This window comes from Heyndrickxia sp. FSL K6-6286 (assembly GCF_038630395.1).
In the GTDB taxonomy this organism is placed as follows: Bacteria; Bacillota; Bacilli; order Bacillales; family Bacillaceae_C; genus Heyndrickxia; species Heyndrickxia oleronia.
Genome location: NZ_CP152029.1, coordinates 4,345,438 through 4,360,838, shown reverse-complemented (window position 1 = coordinate 4,360,838; position 15,401 = coordinate 4,345,438). Strand labels below are relative to the sequence as shown.

Annotated in this window: 17 protein-coding genes; 8 read left to right on the top strand and 9 right to left on the bottom strand. The window is 33.9% G+C overall.

Going from position 1 to position 15,401, the window contains the following annotated elements:
- Positions 1 to 38: 38 nt before the first annotated feature.
- From MHI39_RS22055 to MHI39_RS22045, 3 genes are all read left to right on the top strand, one after another.
- Complete coding sequence (locus MHI39_RS22055) at positions 39 to 1,229, top strand: sensor domain-containing diguanylate cyclase (RefSeq protein ID WP_342540243.1); 1,191 nt, start codon at positions 39 to 41, stop codon at positions 1,227 to 1,229.
- 216 nt (positions 1,230 to 1,445) lie between these two features.
- Positions 1,446 to 1,838 (top strand): globin, encoded by a 393-nt coding sequence (locus MHI39_RS22050; protein WP_180211492.1) that lies wholly within the window; start codon positions 1,446 to 1,448, stop codon positions 1,836 to 1,838.
- 107 nt (positions 1,839 to 1,945) lie between these two features.
- Entirely contained in the window at positions 1,946 to 2,401 is a 456-nt protein-coding gene (locus MHI39_RS22045; RefSeq protein WP_083498503.1) for a DUF2269 family protein, read from the top strand.
- A 103-nt stretch (positions 2,402 to 2,504) separates the two neighbouring features.
- On the opposite strand, the gene MHI39_RS22040 is transcribed toward MHI39_RS22045, so the two are convergent.
- On the bottom strand, positions 2,505 to 2,972 hold the full coding sequence (locus tag MHI39_RS22040; RefSeq protein ID WP_058006392.1) for a CBS domain-containing protein: 468 nt from the start codon (positions 2,970 to 2,972) through the stop codon (positions 2,505 to 2,507).
- Between the two features lie 151 nt (positions 2,973 to 3,123).
- Here MHI39_RS22040 and MHI39_RS22035 point away from each other — a divergent pair, with 151 nt between their 5' ends.
- Positions 3,124 to 3,522: a hypothetical protein gene (locus MHI39_RS22035; protein ID WP_342540242.1), complete on the top strand. Its 399-nt coding sequence runs from the start codon at positions 3,124 to 3,126 to the stop codon at positions 3,520 to 3,522.
- A 168-nt stretch (positions 3,523 to 3,690) separates the two neighbouring features.
- Entirely contained in the window at positions 3,691 to 5,112 is a 1,422-nt protein-coding gene (locus MHI39_RS22030; RefSeq protein WP_342540241.1) for an alanine/glycine:cation symporter family protein, read from the top strand.
- Positions 5,113 to 5,376: 264 nt separating this feature from the next.
- Here MHI39_RS22030 and MHI39_RS22025 read toward each other — a convergent pair whose 3' ends face one another.
- Entirely contained in the window at positions 5,377 to 5,736 is a 360-nt protein-coding gene (locus tag MHI39_RS22025) for a helix-turn-helix domain-containing protein (protein ID WP_342540240.1), read from the bottom strand.
- Between the two features lie 129 nt (positions 5,737 to 5,865).
- Between MHI39_RS22025 and MHI39_RS22020 the strand changes: the two genes are divergently transcribed.
- Positions 5,866 to 6,495, top strand: a complete 630-nt coding sequence (locus MHI39_RS22020; RefSeq protein ID WP_342540239.1) for a nitroreductase family protein — start codon at positions 5,866 to 5,868, stop codon at positions 6,493 to 6,495.
- 82 nt (positions 6,496 to 6,577) lie between these two features.
- Here the strand turns inward: MHI39_RS22020 and MHI39_RS22015 are convergent, their stop codons facing one another.
- Positions 6,578 to 7,930: an amino acid permease gene (locus tag MHI39_RS22015; protein WP_342540238.1), complete on the bottom strand. Its 1,353-nt coding sequence runs from the start codon at positions 7,928 to 7,930 to the stop codon at positions 6,578 to 6,580.
- A 318-nt stretch (positions 7,931 to 8,248) separates the two neighbouring features.
- Here MHI39_RS22015 and MHI39_RS22010 point away from each other — a divergent pair, with 318 nt between their 5' ends.
- Both MHI39_RS22010 and ald read left to right on the top strand, forming a co-directional pair.
- On the top strand, positions 8,249 to 9,487 hold the full coding sequence (locus tag MHI39_RS22010; protein WP_342540237.1) for a helix-turn-helix domain-containing protein: 1,239 nt from the start codon (positions 8,249 to 8,251) through the stop codon (positions 9,485 to 9,487).
- Positions 9,488 to 9,604: 117 nt separating this feature from the next.
- Entirely contained in the window at positions 9,605 to 10,738 is a 1,134-nt protein-coding gene (ald, locus tag MHI39_RS22005; RefSeq protein WP_342540236.1) for an alanine dehydrogenase, read from the top strand.
- A 32-nt stretch (positions 10,739 to 10,770) separates the two neighbouring features.
- On the opposite strand, the gene MHI39_RS22000 is transcribed toward ald, so the two are convergent.
- From MHI39_RS22000 to MHI39_RS21975, 6 genes are all read right to left on the bottom strand, one after another.
- Positions 10,771 to 11,157 carry a VOC family protein gene (locus tag MHI39_RS22000; RefSeq protein ID WP_342540235.1) on the bottom strand — a complete coding sequence of 129 codons (387 nt, stop codon included), beginning with the start codon at positions 11,155 to 11,157 and terminating at the stop codon, positions 10,771 to 10,773.
- Between the two features lie 82 nt (positions 11,158 to 11,239).
- The gene (locus tag MHI39_RS21995) at positions 11,240 to 11,827 is read right to left on the bottom strand and encodes a TlpA disulfide reductase family protein (protein WP_342540234.1); all 588 of its coding nucleotides are present in this window, start codon (positions 11,825 to 11,827) and stop codon (positions 11,240 to 11,242) included.
- Between the two features lie 617 nt (positions 11,828 to 12,444).
- Entirely contained in the window at positions 12,445 to 12,837 is a 393-nt protein-coding gene (locus MHI39_RS21990) for an OsmC family protein (RefSeq protein ID WP_342540233.1), read from the bottom strand.
- A gap of 50 nt (positions 12,838 to 12,887) precedes the next feature.
- Positions 12,888 to 13,952 (bottom strand): HAMP domain-containing sensor histidine kinase, encoded by a 1,065-nt coding sequence (locus tag MHI39_RS21985; protein ID WP_342540232.1) that lies wholly within the window; start codon positions 13,950 to 13,952, stop codon positions 12,888 to 12,890.
- Positions 13,939 to 14,634, bottom strand: a complete 696-nt coding sequence (locus tag MHI39_RS21980) for a response regulator transcription factor (RefSeq protein ID WP_342540231.1) — start codon at positions 14,632 to 14,634, stop codon at positions 13,939 to 13,941. The genes MHI39_RS21985 and MHI39_RS21980 overlap by 14 nt, the downstream gene beginning before the upstream one ends.
- A gap of 18 nt (positions 14,635 to 14,652) precedes the next feature.
- On the bottom strand, positions 14,653 to 15,366 hold the full coding sequence (locus MHI39_RS21975; protein ID WP_342540230.1) for a cytochrome c biogenesis protein CcdA: 714 nt from the start codon (positions 15,364 to 15,366) through the stop codon (positions 14,653 to 14,655).
- Between the last annotated feature and the right edge of the window lie 35 nt (positions 15,367 to 15,401).

Below are 15,401 nucleotides of genomic sequence, written 5' to 3'. Positions count from 1 at the left end.
TTAAAAAATACCTTTATGATAGTTTGGAAGTGTTCTAAGTGAAAACGGAAAAACAAAATAATGAAGATCAACAAATTTTGGACATGATTAGTAAGTTACTGAATGTATTCATTTCAAATGAAGGCAATTTATTAGAAGATATAAAAGAATTAACGGCTAAGCCTCAATATCAAACGCCAATGGTTCAAACGATCTTCAACCAGTTACAAACCATCCATGGACAAATAGAAAATATGCACTGGATGAATAAGAATTATAAAATCCTCCACGAATTTGCACAAATATGCAGTAAGACTTTGGACGTTACTGTTCTCCTTAAAAAGGCGTATGAAATGGTATCGCAAGTTATGCCGACGGATTCTTTTTATATTGCTTTATATAATGAAGGGGAAACAAATATTCAATTTACTTTTGTTGTTGATGGCGGTGAGATTGCCCCTTCATTCCAAACTGAATATGGAGAAAATTTTACTTCTAAAGTGATTCGAACGAGAGAAATTATTCACCTAAAGGGAAGTAATCAATCGTTAGAATTTGAAACCAGATATGGAGAGGTAGAAAAAGACACCAATTCTTGTCTTTTTGTTCCCCTTATCATTGATGATCACGTAAAAGGAGTCATTTCAGCACAATCCTATGCAGATTTTGCTTATCGAAAAGAGCATGAAGAACTTCTACAAATTATTGGTACACAGGTTATTAATTCAATTGAAACAGCTAATCTATATGAAAAAATTTATACCATTTCTCAAACGGATGAACTAACTGGATTAAAAAACCATCGGGCTTTTCATAATGACTTATCGAATCTAATTAGTAAGGGAACGCAAGAAATTACTTTAGTAATGCTAGATTCAGATAATTTGAAACAGGTTAATGACCAATATGGGCATGATATTGGTGATCAGTATTTGAAATCACTTGCCAATGGTATCAAAAGCATTAGTGGAGAAGGAATCGAAGGCTATCGATATGCTGGCGATGAGTTCATGGTGATAATTCATTCCAATGATCGAGATGATTTAGAAGATATGTTTGATAGACTTAAGGAGTATCTCTCTCTTCATGCGATTTATATTGGACAGGTAGAAATAACTGTGTCCATAAGTTCTGGTGTTGCTACATATCCTTTACACGGTTTAACCGTTGATTCTTTAAAAAAATCTGCTGATCAAGCATTATATACAGCTAAACAAGGCGGAAAAAACTTAATCGTTTTAGCTAATTAAATAATTTCAATAAATTATGACACCGATATTACGGTGCCTTTTTTTATGAATAGTGAATTGAATGAATTTAATCGAAACAACGTTAAAGCTACAAAGCGTAATATGCTGTTTATATAGGTTAATTGATAAATTCTACGGATTGATGTGATGAATATTACAGATTCTAATAAAATCTAAGGGTATAATAGATTAAGCAATTAATGGGAGGGAAGCAAAATGCCTGATCCACGATTACAAAATTTATATGATCAAATTGGCGGAGAAAAGATTGAAGAACTTGTTAATGCATTTTATCCAAAAGTTTATGCCGATCCTGATTTAAGTCCATTGTTTCAAGGCGATATGAATGAAATTATGCGGAAACAGCGGATGTTTTTGACGCAATTTCTTGGTGGACCTGCTCTTTACAGTCAGGAATTTGGACCTCCAGCAATGAGACAGCGCCATCACCCATTTGAAATTACGCCAAGAAGAGCGGAATGCTGGCTTCGATGTATGAAAGAGGCATTTGAAGAGGTTGGCTTAGATTCATATCCAGTTGGTGAATTTTTTTATAATCGCTTGAAACAAGTAGCTGCTATTATGATCAATTCTCCAGATCAAAAATAAGGGAAAGGGGCATACCAAATATTTTTTTGTTCAAAGTAGCATGTTTTCAATAGTACTTTTAGAATTGATATATAATAGGATTTACAGCTAAACGGAGGGGAACCAGATTGTTTACTTTTTATTCCATCCTCGTTTTTATACATATTTTTTCTGCAATACTTGGAATGGGACCTGGATTTATTTTAACTAGAATCGCAAAATTGGCGAATTCGATGACTGAAATAAGGCAAGCTTTTAGAATTAGAAGAGATTTGCATATTTTCGTCATGATCGGTGGAACACTACTTTTAATCACTGGATTATTAATGGGGTTCATTCATCCTTATTTGTTTAAAATGGGGTGGTATGTAACAAGCTTGGTATTATTTCTCACTGGACTTGCGATGGGTCCCTTTGTCTTATCACCAAAATCTAAGCCAATTAAGGAATTATTGCAATCGCATAAAGGGGAAGATGTTCCTAAGGAATACGAAACTTTATCTAGGGAACTATTTCGTTATGAAAGAATTTTAAATATCATTTTTCTTATTATCATAGTACTGATGATTTTGAAGCCGTTTTAGCAAGGTTTTTAAAAGTGAGATGGAGGATGCCTATAATAGACGTCCTCCATTTTTTTATCTAATAAATAATAAGCTATTCGAATGTATAATGTGTACAAAAGAATTATAGAGATTGGAGAATATTTTTTTGAATGGTACGAATAATATCTCCGCGACTGATGACTCCGACAACTTTTTGGTTCTGATCAACAACCGGAATTTTTTTGAAATGGTGTTTAGCTAACAGTTTCAATGCCTTATCCATATCATCGTCTTCTTTAACAGTAATAAGGCCATGCTTTTTGGCAATTTTAATTAAAGGTTGATCTTTTAACTGTGATAATACTTTTTCAAGATTTCCTTTTTGATATGTGTAAGCCATTAAATTAAAATAATCATATACCACCATATCCTTTGGTTGTATATTTCTTAACACATCACCATCACTAATCATTCCGACAAGCTTCCCATTACCGTTTACAACTGGTACTCCACCAATTTTATTTTCGACAAGAGTATTTAGTAAATGTTTAATGCTGTCGTCTTCTTTAACAGAAATTACATCTTGAATCATGAAGTCTTTTACCTTCATACCAAGTGCCTTCTTTCTCCAAAGTATTTTTTGTACCTACCATTATTTTACCATTAAAATCAGTTAATATAAATGAATACTTAAAGTTGGAATATCTCACCTGATCCTAAAATAAGTATGAATACTGACAATAGGAATGGAGGGATAGCTGTTGAATCATGATATGGATTATTTAATTACTAGGGACATGCTTGTGCACTATGACGAATTGAACCGAAAGAAAAAAGAAGTTGAGACGCAATTAGAAAAGTTGAAAAAAGCATTCAATCAGTATTTTGATACTTCCGTTGGTGAAAATGTAAAAGGAGAAATAAAAATAGGCGATTACCACTTACTAAGACAAATTAGAATATCTGAGAAGTTTGATCAGGACATAACAGTCAAAAGGCTAGAAGAGCTTAATATGCAGGGTCTTATTAAGAAAAAACCGGATGAAGTGAAAATAAGGTCAGCATTAAATTTAGGATTAATTAAGGAACAGGATTTAGAAGGCTGCATACAAAAAAATGCCTCACAGGCAATATATGTAAGGCAACTTAAAGTGAAATAAATTGATCTTTTAATGACAAAGCCAATAATTATATTGGCTTTTTTCAAATCCATGGGAGATTGTAGCACTACCATCACTTTTAGGTAATTGTAAATTGTATTGTCCTGGTAATAAATCTTTGGTAGATTAGAATTTAGTGAGCATCTTAGAAAAGAAGGTGATGGAAAGTTGAAAATTTTAGAAAGCATGGTTGGGGGAGTAAATACGATCCTGTGGTCCTATATCCTCATTATATTATTAATAGGACTTGGACTATATTTTACTTTTCGAACGAAATTTGTACAGTTTAGAATGATAGGAGAAATGTTCCGCCTACTAGGTGAGGGGGCAAAGGACGATAAAAAAGGGGTCTCATCCTTTCAAGCATTTTGTATTAGTACCGCCTCACGTGTAGGAACAGGTAACCTTGCAGGTGTTGCAATCGCCATTACAACTGGAGGTCCGGGTGCTGTTTTTTGGATGTGGCTGATTGCTTTGATCGGATCAGCATCAGCATTTGTGGAAAGTACCTTAGCTCAAATTTATAAAGTAAAAGATGGGGATACATTTCGTGGAGGTCCTGCCTATTATATGGAAAAAGCCCTAAATGCTCGATGGATGGGAATTTTCTTTGCGATATTAATTTCACTGACATTTGGACTAGCCTTTAATTCAGTTCAGGCCAATACAATAACTAGTGCATTTCACCAATCTTTTGGAATTAATAAGATTGTCATTGCGATTGTGTTAGCTCTCGTTACTGCTGTGATCATTTTTGGAGGAATTAAACGGATAGCAAGAGTTGCTGAATTAATGGTACCTGTAATGGCAGGAGCATATATTTTAATTGCACTATTTATAATGGTAACTAATATTACAGAAATACCTGGTATATTTAAATTAATTTTTGAAAGTGCTTTTGGAATAAAAGAAATTGCTGGTGGTGCTATAGGTGCTGCAATGATGGAAGGAATTAAGAGGGGATTATTTTCAAATGAAGCGGGTATGGGGAGTGCGCCGAATGCTGCTGCTACCGCTGATGTCAGTCACCCTGTTAAACAAGGGCTTATTCAGTCACTAGGTGTATTTGTGGATACATTAGTGATTTGTAGCAGTACGGCATTTATTATTTTATTATCAGGATTATATAATTCAAAGGAATCTGATGGTATTGTACTAACTCAAAAGGCGCTAGAAACTGGTCTAGGTACATGGGCTAGTATTTTCTTAGCTATTATTGTTTTATTGTTTGCGTTTAGTTCGGTTGTTGGAAATTATTATTATGGAGAATCGAACATTGAATTTATAAAGAATAGTAAACTATGGTTAAATATTTACCGAATTGCTGTTGTTGCAATGGTTGCCTTTGGTTCTTTAGCTTCGCTAGATTTTGTATGGAGTTTAGCTGATTTGTTTATGGCTCTGATGGCCATAACGAATTTAATTGCTATTGCATTATTAGGTAAAATCGCTTTCTCTGCATTAGCAGATTATAAAAAGCAGAAAGCACAAGGGAAAAATCCTGTATTCTATGCTTCAAGTATTAAAGGATTAAAAAATGTAGAATCATGGGAAGACGAACCTTCAAAAGGAAATGAAGAAATTTTATAGGAACTGACCTGAATAAATTTTGGATAAGTAGTGTAATTTTCCTGAAAGCATAATCGATACAATATGTACTGTTTTAACATGAGATATAAATGCTCTCTTTTGGGTGCTGAATCCTTTCATTTCTAGTAAGGATGAAAGGTGACAATTAGGCATTATCATGGCAATTCCTTTATGGGACATGCTTGTGGTAATGCCTTTTATTTATAATAACGATAATGAAATGGGGATGTCTAAAAAGGCATCCCCATAATTTTTGTGAGTATATTAACTTTTTAGCTTTTTATTGTCTTTTACCCATTTTAATAGTGAAAAAAGTACTGCTTCTAAGCTTTTCCCGGCTTCTGTTAACAAATATTCGACTTTTCTTGGAGAAGAGGTGAGAATTCTTTTTTCCACAAGTCCTTCATTTTCTAATTCTTTAAGACGTTCAGTAAGTAAACGATCAGAGATACCAGGAATTTCCTCAAGAAGTTCATAATAGCGCTTTGGTCCATTTAATAAGTTATAAATGATAAGTCCCATCCAACGTCTCCCAATAAATTCTATAGCCCCGTGGAAATTATCACAAATATGTTGAGATTTTAACTTATTTTGTAAGCAATTATCGTGATTTGATTCATTCATTAAGGACTCCTCCTTCCCTTCTTTTATTTTATCATAAGGAGTCATTATATTTGACTTTTGAGCTTACTAATAGTAAGCTAATTTCAACTTACTAAAAGTAAGCTGAAAAATGGATAGGAGGATGTAAGCATGTTAAAGACATCTGAGAAAAGTTTATCAACTGTTATAAAAGAACGAAAATCAGTCAGGATTTATGATCCAGAGTATAAAATTTCGAGAGAAGAAATAGAAGAGATTCTAAATGAAGCCATTCTTGCTCCTTCTTCAAGTAATCTTCAATCTTGGCGCTTCCTAGTTATTACTGATCAGAAAACAAAAAGAGAATTAAGACAAATTGCCAACAATCAGGAACAAGTAGAAACCTCTTCAGCAGTTATCGCAGTACTAGGTGATGTTGATGCATATAAAAATGTAGAAAAAATATATAAAAGCGGATTCGATGCAGGATTTATTGATGAAGAAAATATGAATCGAATTATTAATAATACCAATAATACGTATCCATATGCATCTGTTGAAGCTAGAAAAAATATTGCTTCATTCGATGCCGGGTTAGTATCTATGCAGTTAATGTTGATAGCAAAGTCAAAAGGATACGATACGGTTACAATGGGAGGATTCGATAAGGAGAAATTTATACAAAGATTTAATATTTCAGATCGCTATATTCCAATTGTTTTAATTTCCTTAGGCAAAGCAGCTGGACCTGCATTTAATACAACAAGAATGCCATTAGAAGAAGTAGCTAAATTTATATAAGCTATTATGTTGTCAGGCACCATTTACCCATTTTTAAATATTCATTTTACTATATTGTGTAATTGGTGCCTGATAATCTATATTATTGTTTGTTCATTCCTTTTCCGTAATAAACCGCGACTAATAGGAGTAACCATAATGGTCCAACAATTAGTGCTATTCGTGTATCAGGGAAGAATCCCATAAGTATGACAACCATAATAAGAAAGGCTAAGGCAATATAGGATCCGTACGGCCAAAACGGAGCTTTAAATTTTATCTTCGCTTTTTCTTCTGCAGATAAATTTTTTCTATACTTAAGCTGGGATAAGAGAATCATTGCCCATGTCCATATTGCTCCAAAGGTTGAGATACTTGTTACCCAGGTAAATACCTTTTCTGGTACTAAATAATTTAAAATAACCCCTATAAGCAATGCAGCCGCTGATAGAATAATAGCTAAGGATGGTACACCACTTTTACTTACTTTTTTCAATGAGGTAGGTGCCTGGTTTTGCTCTGCTAAATTAAATAACATACGGCCTGTACTAAAAATCCCACTATTACAGCTAGATAATGCAGCTGTTAAAACAACAAAATTAATAATTCCTGCTGCTTGGCGAATCCCAATTTTTTCAAATGTCATAACAAACGGGCTTCCGGATGTTCCAATTTCATTCCAAGGATAAATGGACATAATGACAAACAATGCCCCTACATAAAAGATTAGAATACGCCAAAATACGCTATTAACAGCTCGGGAAATTGTTTTTTCGGGGTTTTTCGCTTCCCCTGCAGTTACCCCAAGCATTTCAATGCCTAGATAGGCAAACATAACCATCTGCAAGGACATTAGAATTCCTTTAATCCCATTTGGAGCAAATCCTCCATGCCTCCAAAGATTACTAATTCCTGTCGCAATTCCACCATTCCCGAAACCAAATAAGATAATCATTAAACCAATAACGATCATCGCAATAATGGCAACAATCTTAATTAGAGCGAACCAAAATTCAAATTCTCCGTATGCTTTGACAGTAATTAAATTTACAAGAGTCATTATTACTAAGGCAGCCAATGCCCAGATCCATCTAGGGACATCTGGAAACCAAAGATCCATATATACACCAACAGCTGTAATTTCAGCCATACAAGTAACTACCCATAAAAACCAATAATTCCAACCTGTTAAAAATCCAGCTAATGGACCTAAATACTCCTGAGCGTAACGGCTGAAGGAACCTGCTACTGGATTTTGAATAGCCATTTCTCCAAGTGCTCTCATGATGATAAACATCATCGCACCTGCAATCACATATGCAATTAATATTGCAGGTCCTGCTAATTCAATAGTTTGAGCAGACCCAAGAAATAAACCTACCCCGATACATGCACCAAGTGACATTAAGGTAATATGTCTTTCTTCTAGCCCACGATGAAGTTCTTGATTGTCCATATTGTTCCACCCCTTAGTGTAGTCTTTGTTGTCAAAAAGTTTAGTCTGTTAATTCTGACATATTATCTCGATAGAGTAATATACAATTGTATATTTTTTGAAATAATATACTGGCATTCTACTATAATAATACTATTTTGAAAATACTTTTTTGTAATCGTTTACAACATTTGTATATTAAACTATTTTAAAATAGTATAAACTACTTTCGACTTTATTTGTAGTATTTATAAAAAATATATCTACATTTTTGTGTAAATGCACAAACGGGTGAAATTGTGATAAAATAAAGATTATATTTACGAAGGGGGAATCAGTATGAATCATTCTCCATTTCTTAACGATGACTTTGATTCTTTAGAGGGTTTGGCAGATAAAATTGGGGAAATGTTAAATTGCCCAATTACAATTGAAGATTCTAATCATCGAATCATTGCTTATAGTAAACATGAGGAAAATGTAGATGCTGCAAGAATAGCCACTATTATTAGAAGGAGAGTACCAGAAAATGTGATTAATACTCTTTGGAAGAATGGTGTTATGCCGAAGTTATTTGAAAGTGATGCACCGGTAGTTATACCAGCAATTGAGAAAGTAGGATTAGGTAATCGGATTGCTGTTTCTGTCCGCAAAAATAATGAAGTATTAGGGTTTATATGGGCACAAACAGATGATGAGAAATTTGGTGAAGAAAAATTACTCTTGCTTAAAGAAGCAGCGAAAATAGTGAAAAATCAATTGCTCCAACACCAGTTAAAAAGACGAAAAGTAGAGGAAGATAACCAAGACTTCTTTTGGAAGCTATTAACAGGCCATAACAATAAATTAAATGACATAAAGCGCGAGGCAGATCGATTTGGAATGAAGCTTGATGGTAGTTTGGCAGTTGTGATTATTGAATTTGATAAAGAAGTCAATCAAAAGATTGAAAAGCATTCTTATTATTTGACAGAAACTTTACAGAATGTTCAAGTTGTGTGTCGTGTTTTTGATGAGAATCAACTCATTCAATTGATCCGTCTTGATTCAAATGAAGCAACAATAAAGGATTTAAAACATTTTATCTATAACTTTATCGAGCGGATAAATGAAAGACTGCAAATTGGAAAGGTAAAAGGTTCCTGCGGACTAATTTATCAATCACCTCAGCAAATTAATAAGAGCTATCAAGAAGCGCTTAAAGTACTGGAGCTTAAGGAGCAATTTCCACAGGAATTACAGAATACTTATAGTTATCAAGAACTTGGTATTTATCAATTTTTAAATGATCTTTATCATATTAGGACGAAAGAACAATATAAAAATTCAGCAATTGAAAAGTTAAAAGAATATGACCATAAGCACCAATCAAATTTATTGAAAACGATGAAGGCCTATTTGGAATGTGATAATAATGTCCAGGAGGCAGCAAAGGTATTACATGTTCATACAAATACATTGAATTATCGCCTGAAAAGGATTACGGAAATTGCAGATATGGATTTAAAAGATCCCAACCAAAAGATTACTTTTTATTTAGATTTAAAAATTGAGGAAATGAAGAGTGGTCATTTGTGAAATTTCACAAATCATCGCTCTTATTTTTTTCATTCTAAATAAAGAAATTTTCACAAAAAAGACATATAATCGAACTGTAATTGGAAAGTGACTTATATCATTGAGGAGATGTTTTAAATGATTATCGGTGTTCCAAAGGAAATTAAAAATAATGAAAATCGTGTGGCAATGACCCCTGCAGGTGTTGTCCATTTATTAAATGCTGGACATAAAGTAATTATTGAAACCAATGCTGGATTAGGTAGCGGTTTTACAAATGAAGAATATAAACAAGCTGGTGCGGAAATAATTGAAAGCGCTTCAGATGTTTGGGCGAAATCTGATATGATCATGAAAGTAAAAGAACCACTTTCATCTGAATACAACTATTTCCGTAAAGGATTAATCTTATTCACATATCTCCATTTAGCGGCAGAGCCGGAGTTAACAAAAGCGTTAGTAGACAGTGAAGTAATTGCTATTGCATATGAAACTGTAACCGTTAATCGAACGCTTCCATTACTTTCACCAATGAGTGAGGTTGCAGGTCGTATGGCTTCTCAAATTGGTGCACAGTTCCTTGAAAAGACACAAGGTGGAAAAGGAATTCTATTAAGTGGTGTACCAGGTGTTAAACGTGGAAAAGTAACGATTATCGGTGGAGGTATGGTAGGTACAAATGCTGCAAAGATTGCAGTTGGATTAGGTGCCGATGTTACAATCATTGATTTAAATCCAGAGCGTTTACGTCAATTAGAGGATATTTTTGGTACAAGTGTTCAAACTCTAATGTCAAATCCATATAATATTGCAGAAGCTGTTAAGGAATCCGACCTAGTCATCGGTTCCGTATTAATTCCAGGTGCAAAAGCTCCAAAACTTGTAACAGAAGAAATGGTTAAATCTATGCAACCTGGTTCGGTTATCGTTGATGTAGCGATTGATCAAGGTGGAAACTTTGAAACAGTTGATCATATTACAACACATGATAATCCAACTTATGAAAAACACGGTGTTGTCCATTACGCAGTTGCAAATATGCCTGGTGCGGTTCCACGTACATCAACTATTGCGCTTACAAATGTAACCATTCCTTATGCAGTACAAATTGCAACAAAAGGTGTCTTAAAAGCAGTGAACGATAATCCTGCGATTAAATCTGGTGTCAATGTAGCGAATGGTCATGTAACGTATGAAGCTGTTGCTAAGGATCTTGGTTATGACTTTCTAACTGTAGAAGAAGCACTTTCAAAGGAATCCATTAATGCATAATATAAAAAAAGTGTCAGGCAATTGCCTGGCACTTATTTTTTTGCTGCTCCAAAACCAATGGAATAACCATCTGGGTCTTTAATAGAGAATTCCTTCCAAGCACCCCAATCAAACTCACTTACTTCAGGTTCCATGTTTACAATGGCTCCGTTTGATTTAAACTCGTCATACAAAGCATCGATGGAGGAGAAATCCTCAACATAAGCATATGTATTCCAAGTTCCCTTATTTGGCTTGACATCATGAATATCTTCTGCCTGAATTAATTTAAAACCTAATCCGAAATCATCTCGAACAGCCCAAAATTCGGTTACTTCACAACCAAGTGCATGTTGATAATAGTCCTTCGATTTTTTTAAATCTGATACGAGTAAAACCGTAAGAGAACTTTCTATTTTTGCTTTTATTTTTTCTTGCATATACCCACCCCTCAATATAAGAAATTAAATTATACTATTCGCTAGATTTAAGGAATTTCCTCCTATTTATATGATGTTTTATTTAAGTTTCATCGATTAATTTCTTTATCATTCCTTCATCCATAGGACCTACAATTTTTTTTCGTATGATTCCCTTAGAATCAACAATGTAACTTGTTGGAATACCAAAGGCTTGAAATTTAGAGCCAATTTCTCCTTTTTCATCAAGCAAGATAGGGAATGAGAGCTTATATTTATTTGAAAAATCCTTCACATCCTGAATCTTTTTCTCCATACTAGTTAAATTAACAGCCACAATCTCTATTCCGTTATCTTTGTTTTTTTCATAAAATTTTTGCATATGGGGCATTTCAGCGACACATGGGGGACACCATGATGCCCAGAAGTTCAAGATGATTTTTTTTCCTTTAAAATCGGATAGGTTGGCTTTTCTTCCTGTCAAAGTAGTTAATTCGAAATCAGGTGCAGAATCCCCTTCTTGAAGTGAAGATGAATTAGTCTTTTTAAGAGAACCTTCTAAAATGGATTCCTCTATGTTTGGCTTTGGATTTACTTTGTCACCACGGGTTTTTATTGGTTCCCATAGGTTGATGACGATTATTGAAATAGCTAAAAGGAGAATGACTATTGAAATGATATTTTTCTTCAAGGGTTTGTTACCTCCTCTTTCTTCGCTAGGATACTAATGAGAATAAATATCCAAGTGAAGGTTATTGTTTCTGTGGAAAAAAGTGGATGAAAAATGCTAATTAGACAAAACTCCAATAGAATGATAACTACATACATTTGGAATGGAATCTGCTTATTTCTGTTTACACTCATAGCATAGTAAACTATAATTCCCGCTAATAGAAATAGTTGAATTAGAAAAGCAAGTATACCGTTTATGAAATATTGAATACATGTTTCATATAGAATAAAAAACAATAAGATTTCTAAAGGTGCATTGTTACTAAAAGTTGAGGTTTCTCTTTTTGAAACAATGACTAAATATAGGCATAATACGGTAATGGCGAAGATATGTCCTAATGATCCACCTCCAAAAAATAAGAGGGACAACGGGCTTTTAAGGAAAATCTTGAAATTGAAAAGAATATAGCTAAGCTTCCAAGTGACCAAATAGATAAAAAAACCGTTCCAGTACCACGAGTGGATGCTTGTCTTCCTAACGATACGATAAATTAAAGCGGTTAGAAAACAAGCTAATAGAATAGCAATCCATATAACTGGAATGGAACGGTGTCCAATTTCAATATACATCACTGCTTAAATTTCCGTTGAGAAAGTAATTTCTAAAGTAATATCGATACTACCGAGGACTGATTGAATCATGCCACAATTTCCAATTACAAGTTCAGATAATTTATTTGATTGTTGCTCTGTTAACCCTTTATTAGAAAAAACATTTGCTTTGATCGATATTTGTTCAATTCGATTGGCTTTAGCAGGATTTCTTACAGAATCAACTTTTATCTCAATACTTTTAGTTGCAATTCGTTTTTTTTGAAGGATATTGCTAAGTAATGTCCCACTACATCCAACCAATGAAGAGATGAACAATTCATATGGTCGAAAGCCTTGCTCGTCATTTGGTGATATAGGTATATTTCCAAACTTTAATAATCCAGTTATTTTTTCGTTTTCAATCGTGAAATTCATATGATCAGCTCCTTTTAGAGATAGTATGCTTATCATTTGTTAAGATTTAATTAAGATGATTGAAAAGGTAAACGAAGATAAAATGTATGTCTGTTTCCGTTCGTTTTTAGCCAGATTTCACCATTATGTGCTTCAACAATCCTTTTAGTAATAGTGAGTCCAAGCCCAGCCCCCTCTGCTTTCCTACTTCTAGACTCTTCCATGCGATAAAATCGATCAAAGATGAATTCTTGTTTATCAGGTGCAATATATTCACCTGTATGGGTGAATGAAATGACATAATCCTTGTCTATAAGCTTACCTTCAATCCAAAGATCATTTCCGATATTGTAATCAATAATATTTTGAAGAATATTTGTGAATGCCTGTCTTAGTCCATCTTGATTTGCATTCAAAAAAATGGGATCAATATCAATCTGCCTCTTGTGAAATTGTTCTTCCAGTTTTAATTGAAAGGCAATAAGCGTTTCTTTTAAAGTGTTTGAAACATTGACTGTAGTAAAAGGCTTCTCTAAAAAATAGATACCTTTTTCCCATGAATTTAATTCTGAAATCAATTCTACGATTCTAGTAATGCGTTGGGATTCTTCAAGTAGAGAACCAAAAATTTTTGGATTTCCATCAATTACACCATTCTGTAATGCCTCTAAATAACCGTTTATATTTGTAAGCGGTGTCCGAAGCTCGTGAGCAATATCCTTTAACATATTTTCTCGTTGATATTGTATCGTCGATAATGTTTCAACCATATTATTAAAATTTGTTGTTAGCTCTTTAAGTTCCCCTGATGCAGGTATTTCAATTAACGGAGGAATATGTCCTTCTTTGATTTCCTTTGTAGCAAAGGATATATCCTTAATTGGTTTAACCATTTTTTTTACTGATAGAAAGTGGATCATCCCTGCGGTAAATAGGGATATAACGCTTGTAATGACTAAGAAAATATTCAGTGAAGAAACTAGCTCAGCACCTGTAATATTTTTTCCATTTACTAAATAACAAGCATAGTCCTTGAGTGTAAGGGCGGCCAATAGGATAACAAGGATGATTATTAAGGTATTGATAGCAATTAACTTGGATATAAGTAAAGAAGTATACTTTTTAAGATGTTGCAAATTTATACCCCATTCCTCTTACTGTTTGTATATAATCCTTTGGCGTGTTTTCTTTTATTTTGTCACGTAAATTCTTAATATGAACATCAATGGTTCTTTCAGTGACTGCCTTTTCCTGGTGCTCATATATATAATTCAGTATTTGTTCTCTTGATAAAATTTGATCTGGATGCTGCATGAACATATGGAGGAGCTTGAATTCAAAATTTGTTAGTTCTAATTTTTTACCATTGATTAATGCTTCACCTTTTACGGGCTTCACGGTCAGTCCTGTAAAGCTTAATTTGCCGCATCGACTGGCGGTTCTTCTCAACACTGCCTCAACACGAACCATTAATTCAGCGGGGCTAAAAGGTTTTACAACATAATCATCGGCACCTAATTTAAAACCAGCTATTCTTTGTTTTTCTGAAGCTTTTGCAGTGAGCATGATTATAGGCATCAAACTCTCATATTCCTCTCTAATCCAATGACAGATTGCTTCACCACTCATCTCAGGTAGCATAAGATCCAGAATAACAAGGCACGGATCATATTGTTCAATCATTTTTTTACCGACATTTCCATTGGCTGCTTCTAGTACTTCATATCCCTCCTTTTGGAGATAGATTTTAACAAGGTTACGAATTTTGTCATCATCCTCAATGATAAGGACACTTTTACCAATTAAATGGGTAATCATCTTCCTTTGCCTCCTTTACTAAACTGAAAATAGACTAAAAGATGATAGCCATGCACTAATTTTTTGCATTTGGCCTGTTAATACTAGGAGTCCTAGTACGATCATAATCATTCCATTTGCAAAAGCAAGCTTTGATACATACTTATTGATTCGTTTCATTGCTTTTAGGGAGAAGGAAATAATGAATGAAATAAGAATAAAAGGAACAGCCATTCCAATAGAATACGCGCTTAATAAATAGATTCCTTCATATAAAGTATCAGACGAACTAGCTAATAGCAAAATCGATGATAGGGCAAGTCCGATACATGGGGACCAACCACTTGCAAATGCCATCCCAAGAAAAATAGAGCTGAAGATCCCATCTATTTTGCGTTCAGAATGGACACTCTTTATTTTCATTAAATGTTTAATCTTTAATAGACCCGCCATTTGTAGCCCAAACACGATGATGAGAAGTCCACCTACTTGCATAATAATGAAGCGATAATTCATAAAGATTTTCCCCAAAAAGCTTGCTGATGCGCCCATAATAATAAAAATTAAACTAAATCCAATAATGAATCCAAGCGAACGTATGAATAGTTTTACTCGCTCAACTTCCATCTTTGCATCTTTAATCTTACCACCGGTTAGATGGGTGATATATGCTGGTAAAAGCGGAAATACACAGGGGGAGAAAAAGGAAAGAATCCCCGCAACTAATGCAAACCATATACCAATCTCCGTCATACTGATCACTCCTTTTTTTCATCATGCAAAAGGTA

Coding starts and splice junctions, on each gene's coding strand:
- MHI39_RS22010 (WP_342540237.1), top strand. CDS start 8,249: ATGAATCATTCTCCATTTCTTAACGATGACTTTGATTCTTTAGAGGGT.
- MHI39_RS21990 (WP_342540233.1), bottom strand. CDS start 12,837: ATGAATTTCACGATTGAAAACGAAAAAATAACTGGATTATTAAAGTTT.
- MHI39_RS22000 (WP_342540235.1), bottom strand. CDS start 11,157: ATGCAAGAAAAAATAAAAGCAAAAATAGAAAGTTCTCTTACGGTTTTA.
- MHI39_RS21975 (WP_342540230.1), bottom strand. CDS start 15,366: ATGACGGAGATTGGTATATGGTTTGCATTAGTTGCGGGGATTCTTTCC.
- MHI39_RS22015 (WP_342540238.1), bottom strand. CDS start 7,930: ATGGACAATCAAGAACTTCATCGTGGGCTAGAAGAAAGACATATTACC.
- MHI39_RS22020 (WP_342540239.1), top strand. CDS start 5,866: ATGTTAAAGACATCTGAGAAAAGTTTATCAACTGTTATAAAAGAACGA.
- MHI39_RS21980 (WP_342540231.1), bottom strand. CDS start 14,634: ATGATTACCCATTTAATTGGTAAAAGTGTCCTTATCATTGAGGATGAT.
- ald (WP_342540236.1), top strand. CDS start 9,605: ATGATTATCGGTGTTCCAAAGGAAATTAAAAATAATGAAAATCGTGTG.
- MHI39_RS22025 (WP_342540240.1), bottom strand. CDS start 5,736: ATGAATGAATCAAATCACGATAATTGCTTACAAAATAAGTTAAAATCT.
- MHI39_RS22050 (WP_180211492.1), top strand. CDS start 1,446: ATGCCTGATCCACGATTACAAAATTTATATGATCAAATTGGCGGAGAA.
- MHI39_RS22040 (WP_058006392.1), bottom strand. CDS start 2,972: ATGAAGGTAAAAGACTTCATGATTCAAGATGTAATTTCTGTTAAAGAA.